We start from the raw sequence: 13,224 nt of genomic DNA, 5'->3' as shown, positions 1-13,224 counted from the left end.
CGATATCTGACACCTAATGTAAAAATGTCCGACGTAGAGAGCCATGCACAGTGGCATGAATCTCGCACTGCACTGTACAGGCCGCCGATGCAATACACCCCGCTGGCGCTTGGCGTTACGCACTCCTGAAGGCCCCGAATGTTCGAATTACATCCAGACTCTTCCACGCCGCTGGTCAACCAGATCATTGACGGCCTGCGCGAGCTGATCGATAACCAGACCCTCAAGCCCGGCGCCAAGGTCCCGTCGATCCGCGCCTTCGCCGCGAGTTATTCGGTGAGCACCTTCACCGTGGTCGAGGCGTATGACCGCCTGGTCGCCCAAGGGCTGCTGGTGAGCAAGGGCAATGCGGGGTTCTTCGTCAATCGTGCGGCGAACGAGCTGCTTGAAAGCCAGAACAGTGAGGCCGAGACCGGCCGCCCGACGTTCAATTCGGAGTGGTACCTGCAGCAGATCTTCGAGATCCGCCAACTGCCGTTCAAGCCCGGCTGCGGCTGGCTGCCCAACGACTGGATGTATGAAGAAGGCCTGCGCCGTGGCTTGCGCCAGGTCGCTGGCAGCCCGCTGGAGTTGTCTGGCTACGGCGACCCGATGGGCTTGCCGGAGCTGCGCGCACTCACCGCGCAGAACCTGCAGCAGGAACTGTCGATCGTCTGCAATCCGGCGCAACTGATGCTGACCCACGGCGCCAGCCAGGCATTGGACCTGGCCGTGCGGACCTTGGTACGCCCGGGTGATGTGGTGCTGGTGGACGACCCCGGCTACCCCAACCTGATGAGTATCCTGCGCACCCAGGGCGCGACCTTGATCGGCGTGCCACGTACGCCAAACGGTTACGACCTCAATCATCTCGAACACTTGCTGGCACACCACCGCCCTACCGCGTTCTTCACCCAGCCGCACCTGCACAGCCCGACCTGTTCACGCACCCCGCTGGCGCAACTGCACCGTCTGCTGCAACTGGCCAGCCAGCATGGCTTCCGTCTGGTGGAGAACAACCTGTACGCCGACATGGTCGCCGAGCCGCAGCCGTGCCTGGCCAGCCTCGACCACCTGCAGCAGGTGGTGTACGTGGGCAGCTATTCGAAGAGCATCTCGCCCAACGTGCGGGTCGGCTATTTACTGGCCAACCCGCAGCTGTCGCAGAAGTTGCTGCACCTGAAGATGCGCTCGGGCCTGACCACTTCGCAGGTGATGGAGCGGGTCGTGTATGCCGCGATCATTGACGGGCGCTGGCGCAAGCACCTCAAGCGCCTGCGCCAGCGTTTGGCCGAGGCGCATCAGGAAGTTGGCCGGCATCTGCATCGATTGGGCTTTGAACTGTTCACCGAATCGGATGAAGGGATGTATATCTGGACCCGTCACCCGGCGATTCCGGACAGCGCGGCGTTGCTGGATGATGCCTTGGAGAAAGGCATCATGCTCGGGCCTGGGCAGTTGTTCATGGTCGATGCCAAGGCCACCGGCTGGATGCGGTTCAATGTGGCGTTCAGTACCGATCCGGCGATGTGGGAATTGTTGGAAAAGGTGCTGGTGAAGCATGTGCGCCGGGGTGGGTTGTAGGGATTGTGTCGCCTACCGCCAGTCAACCTGGCTCGCAAAAAACGCCTGCGCATTCGCCTCCAGGCTCTCCAGGTGATACCCCCCCTCCTGGACAATCAGGCACGGCAAGCACAACGCCCGAATCCGCTCACCCAACGCAGCAAATCCTTCCGTCGTCACCGCCACCTTGCTCTGCGGATCCAGCTCGTAGATATCGAACCCGAGCGACAGCACCAGCACCTCGGCGCGAAAGTCCTTCAGCGCATCCAGGGCAATCTCAAGCTGCCCCATGAAGTCCGCCTCGCTGGCCCCATGGGCCATCGGCAGATTGAGGTTGTACCCCTCCCCGGCACCACTGCCGCGCTCGTCCTCGAACCCGGCCACCCCAGGGTAGAAGTTGGTCGGGTCACCATGGGTCGACACGTACAGCACATCATTGCGCTCGTAGAAAATCTCCTGAATCCCCTGCCCGTGGTGCATGTCGGTATCGAGAATCGCCACCCGGCTGTAACGGTTGCGCAGGGCCTGCGCCGCCACGGCAGCATTATTGATGTAGCAGAACCCACCGGCCGCATCGAACCGCGCATGGTGCCCCGGTGGCCGGCACAGCGCATAGGCAGCTGACTCACCATCGAGAATGGCCTGGGCCCCGGCCACTGCACTCTGCGCCGACCAGTAGGCCGAGCGCCAGGTGTGCTCGCCCACCGGGCAGCTGCCGTCAGCCAGGTAGCGCCCGGCCTGGGCGAGGATGCCACGCAAGGCATTGGGCTCACGGACGAAGATGTTCGACATCACCTCGTCGCCCCAGTCTTCGGGCACTTCCTTCCAGCGCGCATGGGCCTCCTCCAGGAACGCCAGGTAGGCCTCGCCATGCACGGCCTTGAGCGGCGCCAGGCCGGCATCGTCGGGCTGGCGGATGTCGAAGCCCAGGTCCTTGGCAGCCAGCAGCAGGCGCTGGGCACGTTCGGGGACTTCCTGCGGGGTGCGCATGGCGCCGCGCGAGTAGTAGCTGCGCGGGTGGTGCAGCAGCTGTTCGGGATGGAAGTAGCAACGCATCAGGCGTCTCCTTGTTCGGCTTGGCCGGCGCGGGCCAGCACGGCGTTGAGCAGTACGTCGACGCCCTGGCGGGCATCCTCGGGCAACACGTCTTCGGCTTCGTTATGGCTAAGGCCGCCGACGCAGGGGATAAACACCATGGCCGTCGGGCAGTAGCGGGCCAGCAGGATGGCGTCGTGACCAGCGCCGCTGACAATGGACTGCTGGGCATAGCCGAGGCCGTCTACCGCTTGCTGCACGGCAGCTACACAGTCGGCATCGAACGGCGTGGCCGGGCTGACCCAGTGGCGCTCTATGCGCACCTGCAGGCCGCGCTGGTTGGCGATGGCCTGCAGCTTCAGGGTCAGGTCGCGCTCCATGGCTTCGATGGCTTCGTCGCGATGGTGGCGTAGATCGACGGTGAAGCGCAGCACCCCAGGAATGGTGTTGCGCGAGGATTTAGCGATCGACAGTTCGCCAACGGTGGTCAGGCCTTGCGGGGCGAAGTCGGCGGCCAGTTGTTCGACCGCCTGGATCATCCGCGCGGCGCCATACAGGGCGTCCTTGCGCAGCGGCATCGGCGTGGTGCCGGCGTGGGCAGCCATGCCCTCGACGGTCACATCCAGCCAACGGATGGCCTGACCACCGCTGACCACGCCGATGGCCTTGGCGTTGTCTTCGAGGATCGGGCCTTGCTCGATGTGGGCCTCGAAATAGGCATCGACCTTGCCACCCAATGGGCGCTGACCTGCGTAGCCGGTGCGCTGCAACTCATCGGCAACACTGATGCCTTGCGCATCACGGATGGCCAGGGCCTGCTCCAGCGCAAGGCTGCCGGTGAACACCGCCGAACCGAACATGGCCGGGGTGAAGCGAGCACCCTCCTCGTTGGTCCACACGGCGATTTCCAGCGGCTTGCGGGTCTGAATGTTCAGGTCGTTGAGGCGGCGCACCACCTCAAGGCCGGCCAGCACGCCATAGACGCCATCGAAGCGGCCGCCTTCGGGCTGAGTATCGAGGTGGCTACCCATCATCACCGGGGCCGCGTGCGGATCGCTGCCGGCGCGGCGGGCGAACAGGTTGCCGATGGCATCTACGCTAAGCGTCAGGCCGGCCTCGCGACACCAGTGGCTGAACAGTGCGCGGCCAGCCTTGTCCTCGTCGCTCAGGGCCAGGCGGCAGCTGCCGCCGCGGGCGGTGGCGCCGATTTCGGCCATGGCCATCAGGCTCGCCCACAGGCGCTCGCCATTGCTTTTCAACATGTGCGGGTACTCCAGAGTCAGGTAGATCGATCAGGCCAGTTCCAGGCGCTGGCTACGGGCGTACTGGCGCGCCAGGGCGAGCACGCAGGCCAGCGAAATAGTGGCGATCAGGGTGTAGAACACCGCCATCGGCCACCATTGGCCCGTGAAGCTGTGGGCCAGCCAGGTGCCGATCAGCGGCGTCAGGCCGCCCGCGATGGCACCGCACACCTGGTAGGCCAAGGAGATCGCGGTGTAACGCACGCGGGTTTCGAACATGCCGCTGACGTAGCCAGCGATTACCGCGTAGAACGAAGCCATGCAGGCCGCCGCCAGGGCGATGCCGAGCACGATCAGCGGGCCTTGGCCGGAGCTGACCAGCACGAACATCGGGTACGGCGAAGCCATTGCCAGCAGCGCGACCAAAGCCAGGAAGCGGGTGGCGCCGAGCTTTTCCGATAACCAGGCGGCCAGCGGCTGTACGCAGAACTGGATGACCGCCACGAAGAACAGGCATTCGAGGATCAGCGAGCGCTCCAGGTGCAGTTGCTGGGTGGTGTAGCTGATCATGAAGGTGTTGGTGAAATAGACCCCGGCAATGCCCAGGGTGTTGGCGCCGATGCACAGCAGCAGCGGGCGCCAGGCGGTGCGCAGCACTTCCAGTACCGGTGCCTGCTCCTTGCGCTGAGCCCTCGCCGCCTGCTCGCGGCTGGCGATGAATTCGGGTGACTCGTTGACCCCCAGGCGAATCGCCAGCCCCACCAGCAGCAACAGCGCGCTGGCCAGGAACGGCACGCGCCAGCCCCAGCTCATCAGGTCTTCCTCGGGCAAGCGAGTCACCGCACCAAAGGCCAGCAGTGACAGGATCAGGCCCGCCGGGCTGCCCAGCTGGGCGAACGAGGCGAAGAAATTGCGCCGGCCCCTGGGCGCATGTTCACCGGCCATCAGCACCGCGCCGCCCCACTCGCCACCCACGGCGATGCCCTGGATCACCCGCAGGATGATCAGCAGCACCGGTGCGGCGGCGCCGATCTGCGCGTAGGTCGGCAACAGGCCGATGCAGACGGTGACGATGCCCATCATCAACAAGGTGATGACCAGCGACTTCTTGCGCCCGATGCGGTCGCCTACATGGCCAAAGACGATGCCACCCAGCGGCCGGGCGAAAAAGCCCACGGCGAAGGTGCCGAACGCGGCCATGGTGCTGAACAAGCTGTCGTCGGAGGGGAAGAACAACGCGCCGAACACCAAGGCGGCGGCGGTGGCGTAGATGTAGAAGTCGTACCACTCGATCATGGTGCCGATGAACGCGGCGGCGGCAGCGCGGCGCGGCTGGGGCGAAGCGGTGGGCTTCATGGGGGGCTCCTTTGCTTGTTTTTCTGGCAGGAGTTGAGGGGGGTCACGGTGGCGCTCTGGTGGCGCTCTGACTGCGATTTATCGTCCCGGGGCTATGATTAGTCAATTTTCTATTTATTATTCGCACTATTAGCCCTGCTTATCATCGAGCCTGCCATGTCCGACCGCCTGCTCAACGACCGCCTCGACTGGAACCTGCTGCGCACCTTCCGGGTGATCGGCCAGGAGTTGTCCATCAGCCGCGCCGCCGCGCGCCTGCACCTGACCCAACCGGCCGTGAGCCAGGCGCTCAAACGCCTGGAGGAACAGCTCGGCCGCCAACTGATCGCCCGCCGCGGGCCACGCTTCGTGCTCACCGACATGGGCGAGCAGCTGTTTCAGTTGGCTGGCGAGGTGTATGGGCAAATGTCCCAGATCGGCGGCCTGCTGGAGCAACCGGCGGATGAACTGGTGGGCAAGGTACGCTTGCTGATGATCAGCCGCATCGTCAGCGAGCGCTTTGATGACTTTCTGGCGGACTTCCACCACCAGCACCCGCGGGTGGACCTGGAAATCGACGTGATGCGCAGCTCGGACATCGTCGCCGCCTTGCAGGAAAAGACCGCCACGGCGGGCCTGAGCCTCAATCGCCGGCCGCAGCCACGCCTGGAGCAACGGCTGTTCCTGCGCCAGCGTTATGCGTTTTTCTGCGGCAAGCACCACGCCCTGTTCGGCCAGGCCGAGGGCGATCTGCAGCGGGAGAATTTCGTCAGTTTCACCAGCGACCAGATTGGCGGCATGCTGTCGCCGCTGACCATCTTCCGCGACCAGCAAGGGTTTTCCGGGCGGATCGTGGCGTCATCGCCGAGCTTGGAAGAGGTACGCCGGCTGGTGATTGCCGGGTTCGGCATCGGCTGCCTGCCCGAGCATGTGGTGGCGCCGGATGTGGCGGCAGGGTTGCTGTGGAAGCTGCCGCCGCAGGAAGGGATTGCCGATGTGGATATTCACCTGTTGTGGAACAGGGAACAGCGGTTGAGTCGCGCGGAAGAGGTGTTTATCGAGGCGTTGCAGCAGAGCTTGGCCTAACGCTTTTGAGCCGCGCGATAGACTTCTCCACGTTCACGCTTGCCAACCGAAACCACCACTACGACGATTCGCTCATCCTCGACTCGATAGACCAGGCGATACCCTGAAGCCTTGAGCTTGATCTTGTAGTGGTTCGGCATGTCGCGCAGTGCATCGGCCTGGACCTTGGGTGACTGCAGGCGTTCGCCAAGCTTCTTCTTGATCTGCTCGCGCACGGTGTGGCCAATCTTGCCCCACTCTTTCAGCGCGGATGGCAGGAATTCGAGCTTATAGGTCATCCAGAGATACCGGTACGCCCTTTTCGCCCAACCTCGATTTGGCCAGCTCGCTCAGTTCAAGATCTTCCAGGCGCTCCATCATGGCTTCGTACAATTCGGCCGGCACCATGTAACCCATCACTCGGTTGTGATTGAGCACAGCGACGGGCATGCCCGCTGCGCCGGTCATCACGGCCGACGGGTTCTTTTTCAGCTCCGACACGCTTACGGCCACGTTAGCGAAGATGTTCTGCATTTTTTCCACCCTTTATAGAGGACCATATTTTGGTCCATATATAGGATACAAACAACCCGCAACTGCGCAAGCGCATTGCCTGCAAGCCGGCAATGCGCCGCAAAGCCGCCCGGCTATGCTTTCGCACTGCCCGAGGCGCTACGGGCGTTGAAAGATGGCAGCCTCGGCGGTAAATGGGTTATTCGCCTGGATTGAGTTGTTTTTTGGGGTACCTGGCTTGAGTTCATAGGCGCTGAAGATGCTGCGGCTGGCATCTGCCAGCCTTGAAACGGTCCCCTCCTACACTACCCCACAACAACCGTCGATCCCGCGAAACTTGGATCCCATCTGCTGAAGGAGTATGCTATCGCAATAGCCATATGCCATCACTCAGGTACGCCCCGTACCCGGCCTTCAAGGATGAAGCTCTCGTGCCCAGCCACCCGACCCGCCACACCATCGCCCGACAATGGCAGTTGCTGAAGTTGCTGCCCGATCGCCATCCCGGGATGAGCTCCACCCAGTTGCAGGCCGCATTGGCCAAGGCCGGCCACCAGACCAGCAAGCGTACCGTCGAGCGTGACCTTAACGAGCTGGCAACACTGTTCCCATTGCACTGCAACAGCAAGGGCATGCCGTACGGCTGGTACTGGCAGCCGGGCCTGAGCCTGGATGCGGCCCAGCAGTTGCAGCCAGATGTACTCACCCCCTCGCAACAGATCGAACTGCAGGCCTGGGTCGACGATGGTCTCGCCCGCCGCCTGGTAGACCAGCCGCTGTCCGAGGACATGCGCCTGGCCCCTCACGACAACGGCGGCGCGATGCTCGCGGCCACGGTTGAGGACAGCCGTGCGCTGATGGGCTGGCTGCTATCCCAAGCCGGCTCGATCCGGGTCAAGGCTCCAGAAACGCTGCGCATGTCGATGATCGAACAGCTGCGTCAGAGCCTAGCCCTGAACGACGACGGTTATTGAAGGGCTCGACCCAGGTCACCCTCACCCAGTGACCATCCACTGAGTAAGAGCAGTGAATTGTCATACAGCATGAGCCGAACAGCCTTACTGTGAGGTGCTTGCAGCATGACTAGCATCGGCACTCCCTTGATCAAGTGAGTGCCGCTGCCATGCATCTGACCCGCCCCAACTGCCCTGCGTTGACACTGCTGTGCGCAACCGTTCTTGCCAGCCCTGCGTTGCTGGCCATGCCCCTGACCCGCGACAACGGCGCGGCCGTCGGCGACAACCAGCACTCCCAGACAGCCGGGGACACTGGCCCGACCCTGCTGCAAGATGTACAGCTGATCCAGAAGCTTCAACGCTTCGACCGCGAACGCATCCCCGAACGCGTTGTGCACGCCCGCGGCACTGGCGCCCATGGCGAGTTCACCGCATCCGAAGACCTGTCCGCACTCACCTCGGCGCCGCTGTTCACCCCCGGCGAAAAGACCCCGGTTTTCGTGCGCTTCTCGTCGGTCGTGCATGGCCTGCACTCGCCAGAAACCTTGCGCGACCCGCGAGGCTTCGCCACCCGCTTCTACACCACTACCGGCAACTGGGACCTGGTCGGCAACAACTTCCCCACGTTCTTCATCCGCGACGCCATCAAGTTCCCGGACATGGTCCACGCCTTCAAGCCCGACCCTCGCAACAACCTGGGCAACGATGCCCGGCGCTTCGACCTGTTCTCGCACATGCCGGAGGCCACGCGCACCCTGACCCTGCTGTACTCCAACGAAGGCACGCCCAAAAGCTATCGGCACATGGATGGCAACAGCGTGCACGCCTACAAGTTCGTTAACGCCAAAGGTGAACCTACCTACGTGAAGTTCCGCTGGAAGAGCCTGCAAGGTCAGGAAAACCTCGACCCCAAGGCTGTCGAGAAGATCCAGGGCAAAAGCTTCAGCCACATGACCGAGGACCTGGTCGGCGCCATTGCCCGTGGTGACTATCCCAAGTGGGATCTCTACATCCAGACACTGCGCCCTGAACAGCTGGCAGATTTCGACTTCGACCCGCTGGACGCCACCAAAGTCTGGCCAGATGTGCCCGAGCGTCGGGTCGGGCAGATGGTACTCAAGCGCAATGTCGGCAACTTCTTCCAGGAAACCGAGCAGGTCGCCCTGGCACCGTCCAACCTGATCAAGGGTATCGAGCCCTCCGAAGACCGCTTGCTGCAGGGTCGGTTGTTCTCCTATGCCGACACCCAGATGTACCGGGTCGGCGCCAACGCTGGCAGCCTGCCGATCAACCAGCCGCGGTCAGCCGTCAACAATGGCAACCAGGACGGCGCACTCAACCCCAACCGCACCCGCGACATGGTCAACTACCAGCCCAGCCGCCTGCAGCCGCGCAGCACCACCGATTCGGCACGCTACAGTCAACTTGCCTTGAGCGGCACCACCCAGCAACAGGGCATCACCCGCGAGCAGAACTTCAAGCAGGCCGGTGACCTTTACCGCGCTTACTCGAAAAGCGAGCAGCGCGACCTGGTCAACAGCTTTGGCCAGTCGCTGGCTGTTGCCGATGAGCAGAGCAAGCACATCATCCTGTCGTTCCTGTACAAAGCCGATGCCGAGTATGGGGCACGGGTGACAAAAATCGCAGAGGGTGACCTGGCGCGGGTCAAGGCGCTGGCGGCCGACCTGCAGGATTGAGGTTGGCTAGCCCGGCCAGCCTGGCCCGATAGCTGCCCGGGCTCTGCCCCGTCCATTTCTTGAACGCCCGGTGAAACGCGCTGGGCTCCTGAAAGCCAGCCTGTTCGGCAATCTCGGCAATACTCAGCGTGCCTTCGCGCAATCGCTCGAAGGCCATCGCCCGGCGCACTTCATCCTTGATCTGCTGGTAGGAGCGCCCTTCGCGCTCCAGCTGGCGGCGGAAGGTGCTGGCGCTGATCCCCTGCTGCTCAGCCATGGCCGCCAGGGTCGGCCATTGCCCATAGCGGCGTGCGCGCAAATGGCGATAGACCTCGGCAACCAGGCCATTCTGATTGCGAAAGCGGATCACCAGGCCCTGGGGCGCGCTGCGCAGGAAGGTCTTCAGCCCCGCCAGGTCCTGCACCACCGGCAAGCGCAACCAGGCACTGTCGAACTCGACTTCGGTACGCCCGCTGCCCAGGCGCAGGTCCGGCCCCCACAGCAGCGCGTCATCGTCCTGGGCCGGGCGCGCCACTGCCAGCTCCGTGCGGTCGATGGCAATGCGCCGCCCGGCCAGCCAGCACAGCAGGCCGATCATCAGCACCAGGTAGGTTTCCTCGGCATACACCCGGGTCAGTGGGTCGGCGATCGTCGACTGCACGCTGATCACCGCCCGCCCCCCGCGCAGCGTAAGGCTGCCACGCAGGTCGCGCAGGAACAGGGCGAAACTGCTCATGCACTGGCGCAGGGCCTTCTCCAGATTGGGTTCCTGGATCAAGCCACGGCAGATCAGGGCAAAGCTGCCCAGCGGCATGCCATGGCTGTCGAGGCGGAAGAACTCGTCGTCCAGCAACTCGATCATTTCCAGCCACAAACGGGCAAAGGCCTTGGCCGGTACCCGCGCCTGGGCCTGACCGAGCAAGGCCGGGTCGATGCCCACGCCTCGCAGCCGTGCCTCCAGCACTTCGGGCTGGCCACGCAGGGCATGCAACATGGCATTGAGAAAGTACACCGCGACCGAATCGCTATCGCGCATGGCGGAATTCGCTGTCTATGCTGAGTGGCAAAAAATGCCAGGTTGACTGAACAGATCCGGCATAGGCTGCAACAGAGCCTTTGCCTAGACTCGAACCCACCTCGGGATCGCCGGCCATTCTCGCAGAGCCTGGCCCGCTCCCGCCATGCCTTCGCAATCGGAGCCTCTATGAGCAGCGCAGAAATCTACGTCGTCAGTGCCGTCCGTACCGCCATCGGTGGTTTCGGTGGTTCCCTCAAGGACCTGCCACTGGCCGACCTGGCCACCGCCGTGACCCGCGCCGCCATCGAGCGTGCCGGCGTGGCCGCCGACCAGATCGGCCATGTGGTGATGGCCACCGTCATCCCCACCGAGCCACGCGACGCCTACCTGTCGCGGGTAGCGGCGATGAACGCCGGCATCCCCAAGGAAACCCCGGCCTTCAACGTCAACCGCCTGTGCGGTTCGGGCCTGCAGGCCATCGTCTCGGCCGCCCAGTGCCTGCAGCTGGGCGATGCCGACGTGGCCCTGGCCGCCGGTGCCGAGTCCATGAGCCGCGGCCCGTACCTGTTGCCGCAGGCACGCTGGGGCGCGCGCATGGGTGACCTGCAAGGCATCGACTACACCGTCGGCGTATTGCAGGACCCGTTCGAACATTTCCACATGGGCATCACCGCAGAGAACGTTGCCGCCCAGCAGGGCATCAGCCGCGAAATGCAGGACGAACTGGCCCTGACCAGCCAGCGCCGCGCCGCCCGCGCCCAGGCCGAAGGCCGCTTCGACAGCCAGATCGTGCCGCTGGAGCTGAAAACCCGTAAAGGCACCGTGCAGTTCGCCGTCGACGAGCATGTGCGCGCCGATGTCACTGCCGAGCAGCTGGCCGGCATGAAGACCGTGTTCAAGAAGGACGGCACCGTCACTGCTGGCAACGCCAGCGGCATCAACGATGGCGCCGCCGGCCTGGTGCTGGCCACCGGCGACGCCGTGCGCCGCCTGGGCCTGAAGCCGCTGGCGCGCCTGGTGGCCTATGCCCACGCCGGTGTCGAGCCGGAACTGATGGGCCTGGGCCCGATCCCGGCGACCCGCAAGGTGCTGGAAAAGGCCGGCCTGAACGTCGCCGACCTGGACGTGATCGAGTCCAACGAAGCCTTCGCCGCCCAGGCCTGCGCCGTGGCCCGCGAGCTCGGTTTCGACCCGGAGAAGGTCAACCCGAACGGCTCGGGCATCTCCCTCGGCCACCCGGTCGGTGCCACTGGTGCGATCATCGCCACCAAGGCCATCCACGAACTGCAACGCATCCAGGGCCGCTACGCGCTGGCCACCATGTGCATCGGCGGCGGTCAGGGCATCGCCGTGGTCTTCGAGCGCGTCTGAGGGAACTGAACCATGACGATTGAACAGATTGCCGTGATCGGCGCCGGCACCATGGGCAATGGTATTGCCCAGGTGTGCGCGGTGGCCGGCTACCAGGTCCTGCTGGTGGACGTTTCCGACGCCGCGCTGGAGCGTGGCGTGGCCACCTTGCGCAAGAACCTGGAGCGCCAGGTGAGCAAGGGTACGCTCGACGCCGAGCGCGCCGAGGCCGCGAAAGCCCGTATCCGCACCAGCACCGACTACGCCCAGCTGAGCAGCGCGCAGTTGGTGATCGAGGCGGCCACCGAGAACCTGCAGCTCAAGCAGCGCATCCTGCAGCAGGTGGCGGCCAACGTTGCCGCCGGCTGCCTGATCGCCACCAACACCTCGTCGCTGTCGGTGACCCAGCTGGCCGCCAGCATCGAGCACCCTGAGCGCTTCATCGGCGTGCACTTCTTCAACCCGGTGCCGATGATGGCCCTGGTCGAGATCATTCGCGGCCTGCAGACCAGCGACAGCACCTATGCCCAGGCGCTGGTGGTCACCGAGAAGCTTGGCAAGACGCCGATCACCGCCGGCAACCGCCCGGGCTTCGTGGTCAACCGCATCCTGGTGCCGATGATCAACGAAGCGATCTTCGTGCGCCAGGAAGGCCTGGCCAGTGCCGAAGACATCGACACCGGCATGCGCCTGGGCTGCAACCAGCCGATCGGCCCGCTGGCCCTGGCCGACCTGATCGGCCTGGATACCCTGCTGGCGATCATGGAGGCCTTCCATGAAGGCTTCAACGACAGCAAATACCGCCCTGCCCCGCTGCTCAAGGAAATGGTCGCGGCCGGCTGGCTGGGCCGCAAGAGCGGCCGCGGCTTCTTCACCTACTGAGGAGCGTACGCCATGCCCCCGGTCAATGCCGCGATGCGCTGTGCCAACTTCGAAGAGCGACGCGACCGGGCCATGGCGCTGTTCGCCGAAAAGGGCTTTGGCCAGGTCAGCATGCGCGAGCTGGCGGCGCATGTGGGCCTGACCGCCGGCTCGCTGTATCACCATTTTCCCAGCAAGCAGGACCTGCTGTTCGACCTGATCGAGGAGCTGTACGAGGAACTGCAGGCGACCTTGGAACAAGGGCGCCGGGCCATGGCCCGTGGGGCATCGGCGATGGGTTGCCTGATTACCGCGCATTGGCAGCTGCATGCCGAGCGGCCCATGCAGTTTCGCCTGGCTGAGCGAGATTTGTGCTGCCTGAGTGAGGAACAGCAGGCGCGCCTGGGGTTGCTGCGCAAGCGCTACGAGGCGGGGTTGCTGCGGCTGATTGCGCCACGGGCGAGGTTGCAGGGCGAGGCGTTGGTGGCGACGGCGCATGTCGTGGCGACCTTGCTCAACCAGTTGCCGGGGATGCTCAAGGGCTTGCCTGAGGAACAGGGGCTGGGGTTGATGGAGAGCCTGCTGGTTGGCGGGATCGAGCGGACCTTGGGTTAACCTGTGTCGGCCTGTTC

General features: G+C 64.2%; 13 protein-coding genes. 7 read left to right on the top strand and 6 right to left on the bottom strand.

Features of this window, described 5'->3' with window-relative positions:
• Positions 1-138 precede the first annotated feature (138 nt).
• Positions 139-1,563 (top strand): PLP-dependent aminotransferase family protein, encoded by a 1,425-nt coding sequence (locus ABE528_RS25750; RefSeq protein ID WP_346654449.1) that lies wholly within the window; start codon positions 139-141, stop codon positions 1,561-1,563.
• Positions 1,564-1,575: 12 nt separating this feature from the next.
• Here ABE528_RS25750 and ABE528_RS25745 read toward each other — a convergent pair whose 3' ends face one another.
• Genes ABE528_RS25745 through ABE528_RS25735 form a run of 3 tightly spaced genes read right to left on the bottom strand, consistent with a single transcriptional unit; the run spans position 1,576 to position 5,174 of the window.
• A complete protein-coding gene (locus ABE528_RS25745; RefSeq protein ID WP_346654448.1) occupies positions 1,576-2,598 on the bottom strand; it encodes a histone deacetylase family protein in 1,023 nt (340 codons plus the stop codon).
• On the bottom strand, positions 2,598-3,839 hold the full coding sequence (locus ABE528_RS25740) for a Zn-dependent hydrolase (RefSeq protein WP_346654447.1): 1,242 nt from the start codon (positions 3,837-3,839) through the stop codon (positions 2,598-2,600). The genes ABE528_RS25745 and ABE528_RS25740 overlap by 1 nt, the downstream gene beginning before the upstream one ends.
• Before the next feature lie 30 nt (positions 3,840-3,869).
• A complete protein-coding gene (locus ABE528_RS25735; protein WP_346654446.1) occupies positions 3,870-5,174 on the bottom strand; it encodes an MFS transporter in 1,305 nt (434 codons plus the stop codon).
• A 156-nt stretch (positions 5,175-5,330) separates the two neighbouring features.
• On the opposite strand from ABE528_RS25735, the gene ABE528_RS25730 reads away from it, so the two are divergent.
• Positions 5,331-6,239 (top strand): LysR family transcriptional regulator, encoded by a 909-nt coding sequence (locus tag ABE528_RS25730; RefSeq protein WP_152956131.1) that lies wholly within the window; start codon positions 5,331-5,333, stop codon positions 6,237-6,239.
• On the opposite strand, the gene ABE528_RS25725 is transcribed toward ABE528_RS25730, so the two are convergent.
• Both ABE528_RS25725 and ABE528_RS25720 read right to left on the bottom strand, forming a co-directional pair.
• A complete protein-coding gene (locus tag ABE528_RS25725; protein ID WP_346654445.1) occupies positions 6,236-6,517 on the bottom strand; it encodes a type II toxin-antitoxin system RelE/ParE family toxin in 282 nt (93 codons plus the stop codon). The two genes, ABE528_RS25730 and ABE528_RS25725, sit on opposite strands and share 4 nt — an antisense overlap.
• Positions 6,507-6,752 carry a type II toxin-antitoxin system Phd/YefM family antitoxin gene (locus tag ABE528_RS25720; RefSeq protein ID WP_186604409.1) on the bottom strand — a complete coding sequence of 82 codons (246 nt, stop codon included), beginning with the start codon at positions 6,750-6,752 and terminating at the stop codon, positions 6,507-6,509. Before ABE528_RS25720 ends, ABE528_RS25725 begins: the two co-directional genes overlap by 11 nt.
• A 410-nt stretch (positions 6,753-7,162) precedes the next feature.
• Here ABE528_RS25720 and ABE528_RS25715 point away from each other — a divergent pair, with 410 nt between their 5' ends.
• Together ABE528_RS25715 and ABE528_RS25710 are read left to right on the top strand one after the other, a co-directional pair.
• Positions 7,163-7,705, top strand: a complete 543-nt coding sequence (locus ABE528_RS25715) for a WYL domain-containing protein (protein ID WP_346654444.1) — start codon at positions 7,163-7,165, stop codon at positions 7,703-7,705.
• A 227-nt stretch (positions 7,706-7,932) separates the two neighbouring features.
• Complete coding sequence (locus tag ABE528_RS25710) at positions 7,933-9,384, top strand: catalase (RefSeq protein ID WP_346654468.1); 1,452 nt, start codon at positions 7,933-7,935, stop codon at positions 9,382-9,384.
• Here the strand turns inward: ABE528_RS25710 and ABE528_RS25705 are convergent.
• Positions 9,353-10,399 carry an AraC family transcriptional regulator ligand-binding domain-containing protein gene (locus ABE528_RS25705; RefSeq protein ID WP_346654443.1) on the bottom strand — a complete coding sequence of 349 codons (1,047 nt, stop codon included), beginning with the start codon at positions 10,397-10,399 and terminating at the stop codon, positions 9,353-9,355. The two genes, ABE528_RS25710 and ABE528_RS25705, sit on opposite strands and share 32 nt — an antisense overlap.
• 168 nt (positions 10,400-10,567) lie before the next feature.
• On the opposite strand from ABE528_RS25705, the gene ABE528_RS25700 reads away from it, so the two are divergent.
• Genes ABE528_RS25700 through ABE528_RS25690 form a run of 3 tightly spaced genes read left to right on the top strand, consistent with a single transcriptional unit; the run spans position 10,568 to position 13,207 of the window.
• Entirely contained in the window at positions 10,568-11,752 is a 1,185-nt protein-coding gene (locus ABE528_RS25700) for an acetyl-CoA C-acyltransferase family protein (protein ID WP_152956126.1), read from the top strand.
• Positions 11,753-11,764: 12 nt separating this feature from the next.
• On the top strand, positions 11,765-12,613 hold the full coding sequence (locus ABE528_RS25695) for a 3-hydroxybutyryl-CoA dehydrogenase (RefSeq protein WP_346654442.1): 849 nt from the start codon (positions 11,765-11,767) through the stop codon (positions 12,611-12,613).
• A gap of 12 nt (positions 12,614-12,625) precedes the next feature.
• Positions 12,626-13,207 (top strand): TetR/AcrR family transcriptional regulator, encoded by a 582-nt coding sequence (locus ABE528_RS25690; protein ID WP_346654441.1) that lies wholly within the window; start codon positions 12,626-12,628, stop codon positions 13,205-13,207.
• Positions 13,208-13,224: the final 17 nt, after the last annotated feature.

This window comes from Pseudomonas sp. TWI628 (assembly GCF_039673865.1).
Lineage (GTDB): Bacteria > Pseudomonadota > Gammaproteobacteria > Pseudomonadales > Pseudomonadaceae > Aquipseudomonas.
The sequence above is the reverse complement of the archived record's forward strand: the minus strand, read 5'-3'. Positions and strand labels throughout refer to the sequence as shown.

Excerpts from the sequence above, each read along its gene's own strand:
- ABE528_RS25735 (WP_346654446.1), bottom strand. The coding sequence starts at position 5,174 with ATGAAGCCCACCGCTTCGCCCCAGCCGCGCCGCGCTGCCGCCGCCGCG.
- ABE528_RS25720 (WP_186604409.1), bottom strand. The coding sequence starts at position 6,752 with ATGCAGAACATCTTCGCTAACGTGGCCGTAAGCGTGTCGGAGCTGAAA.
- ABE528_RS25690 (WP_346654441.1), top strand. The coding sequence starts at position 12,626 with ATGCCCCCGGTCAATGCCGCGATGCGCTGTGCCAACTTCGAAGAGCGA.
- ABE528_RS25725 (WP_346654445.1), bottom strand. The coding sequence starts at position 6,517 with ATGACCTATAAGCTCGAATTCCTGCCATCCGCGCTGAAAGAGTGGGGC.
- ABE528_RS25740 (WP_346654447.1), bottom strand. The coding sequence starts at position 3,839 with ATGTTGAAAAGCAATGGCGAGCGCCTGTGGGCGAGCCTGATGGCCATG.
- ABE528_RS25710 (WP_346654468.1), top strand. The coding sequence starts at position 7,933 with ATGCCCCTGACCCGCGACAACGGCGCGGCCGTCGGCGACAACCAGCAC.
- ABE528_RS25745 (WP_346654448.1), bottom strand. The coding sequence starts at position 2,598 with ATGCGTTGCTACTTCCATCCCGAACAGCTGCTGCACCACCCGCGCAGC.
- ABE528_RS25750 (WP_346654449.1), top strand. The coding sequence starts at position 139 with ATGTTCGAATTACATCCAGACTCTTCCACGCCGCTGGTCAACCAGATC.
- ABE528_RS25730 (WP_152956131.1), top strand. The coding sequence starts at position 5,331 with ATGTCCGACCGCCTGCTCAACGACCGCCTCGACTGGAACCTGCTGCGC.
- ABE528_RS25705 (WP_346654443.1), bottom strand. The coding sequence starts at position 10,399 with ATGCGCGATAGCGATTCGGTCGCGGTGTACTTTCTCAATGCCATGTTG.
- ABE528_RS25695 (WP_346654442.1), top strand. The coding sequence starts at position 11,765 with ATGACGATTGAACAGATTGCCGTGATCGGCGCCGGCACCATGGGCAAT.
- ABE528_RS25700 (WP_152956126.1), top strand. The coding sequence starts at position 10,568 with ATGAGCAGCGCAGAAATCTACGTCGTCAGTGCCGTCCGTACCGCCATC.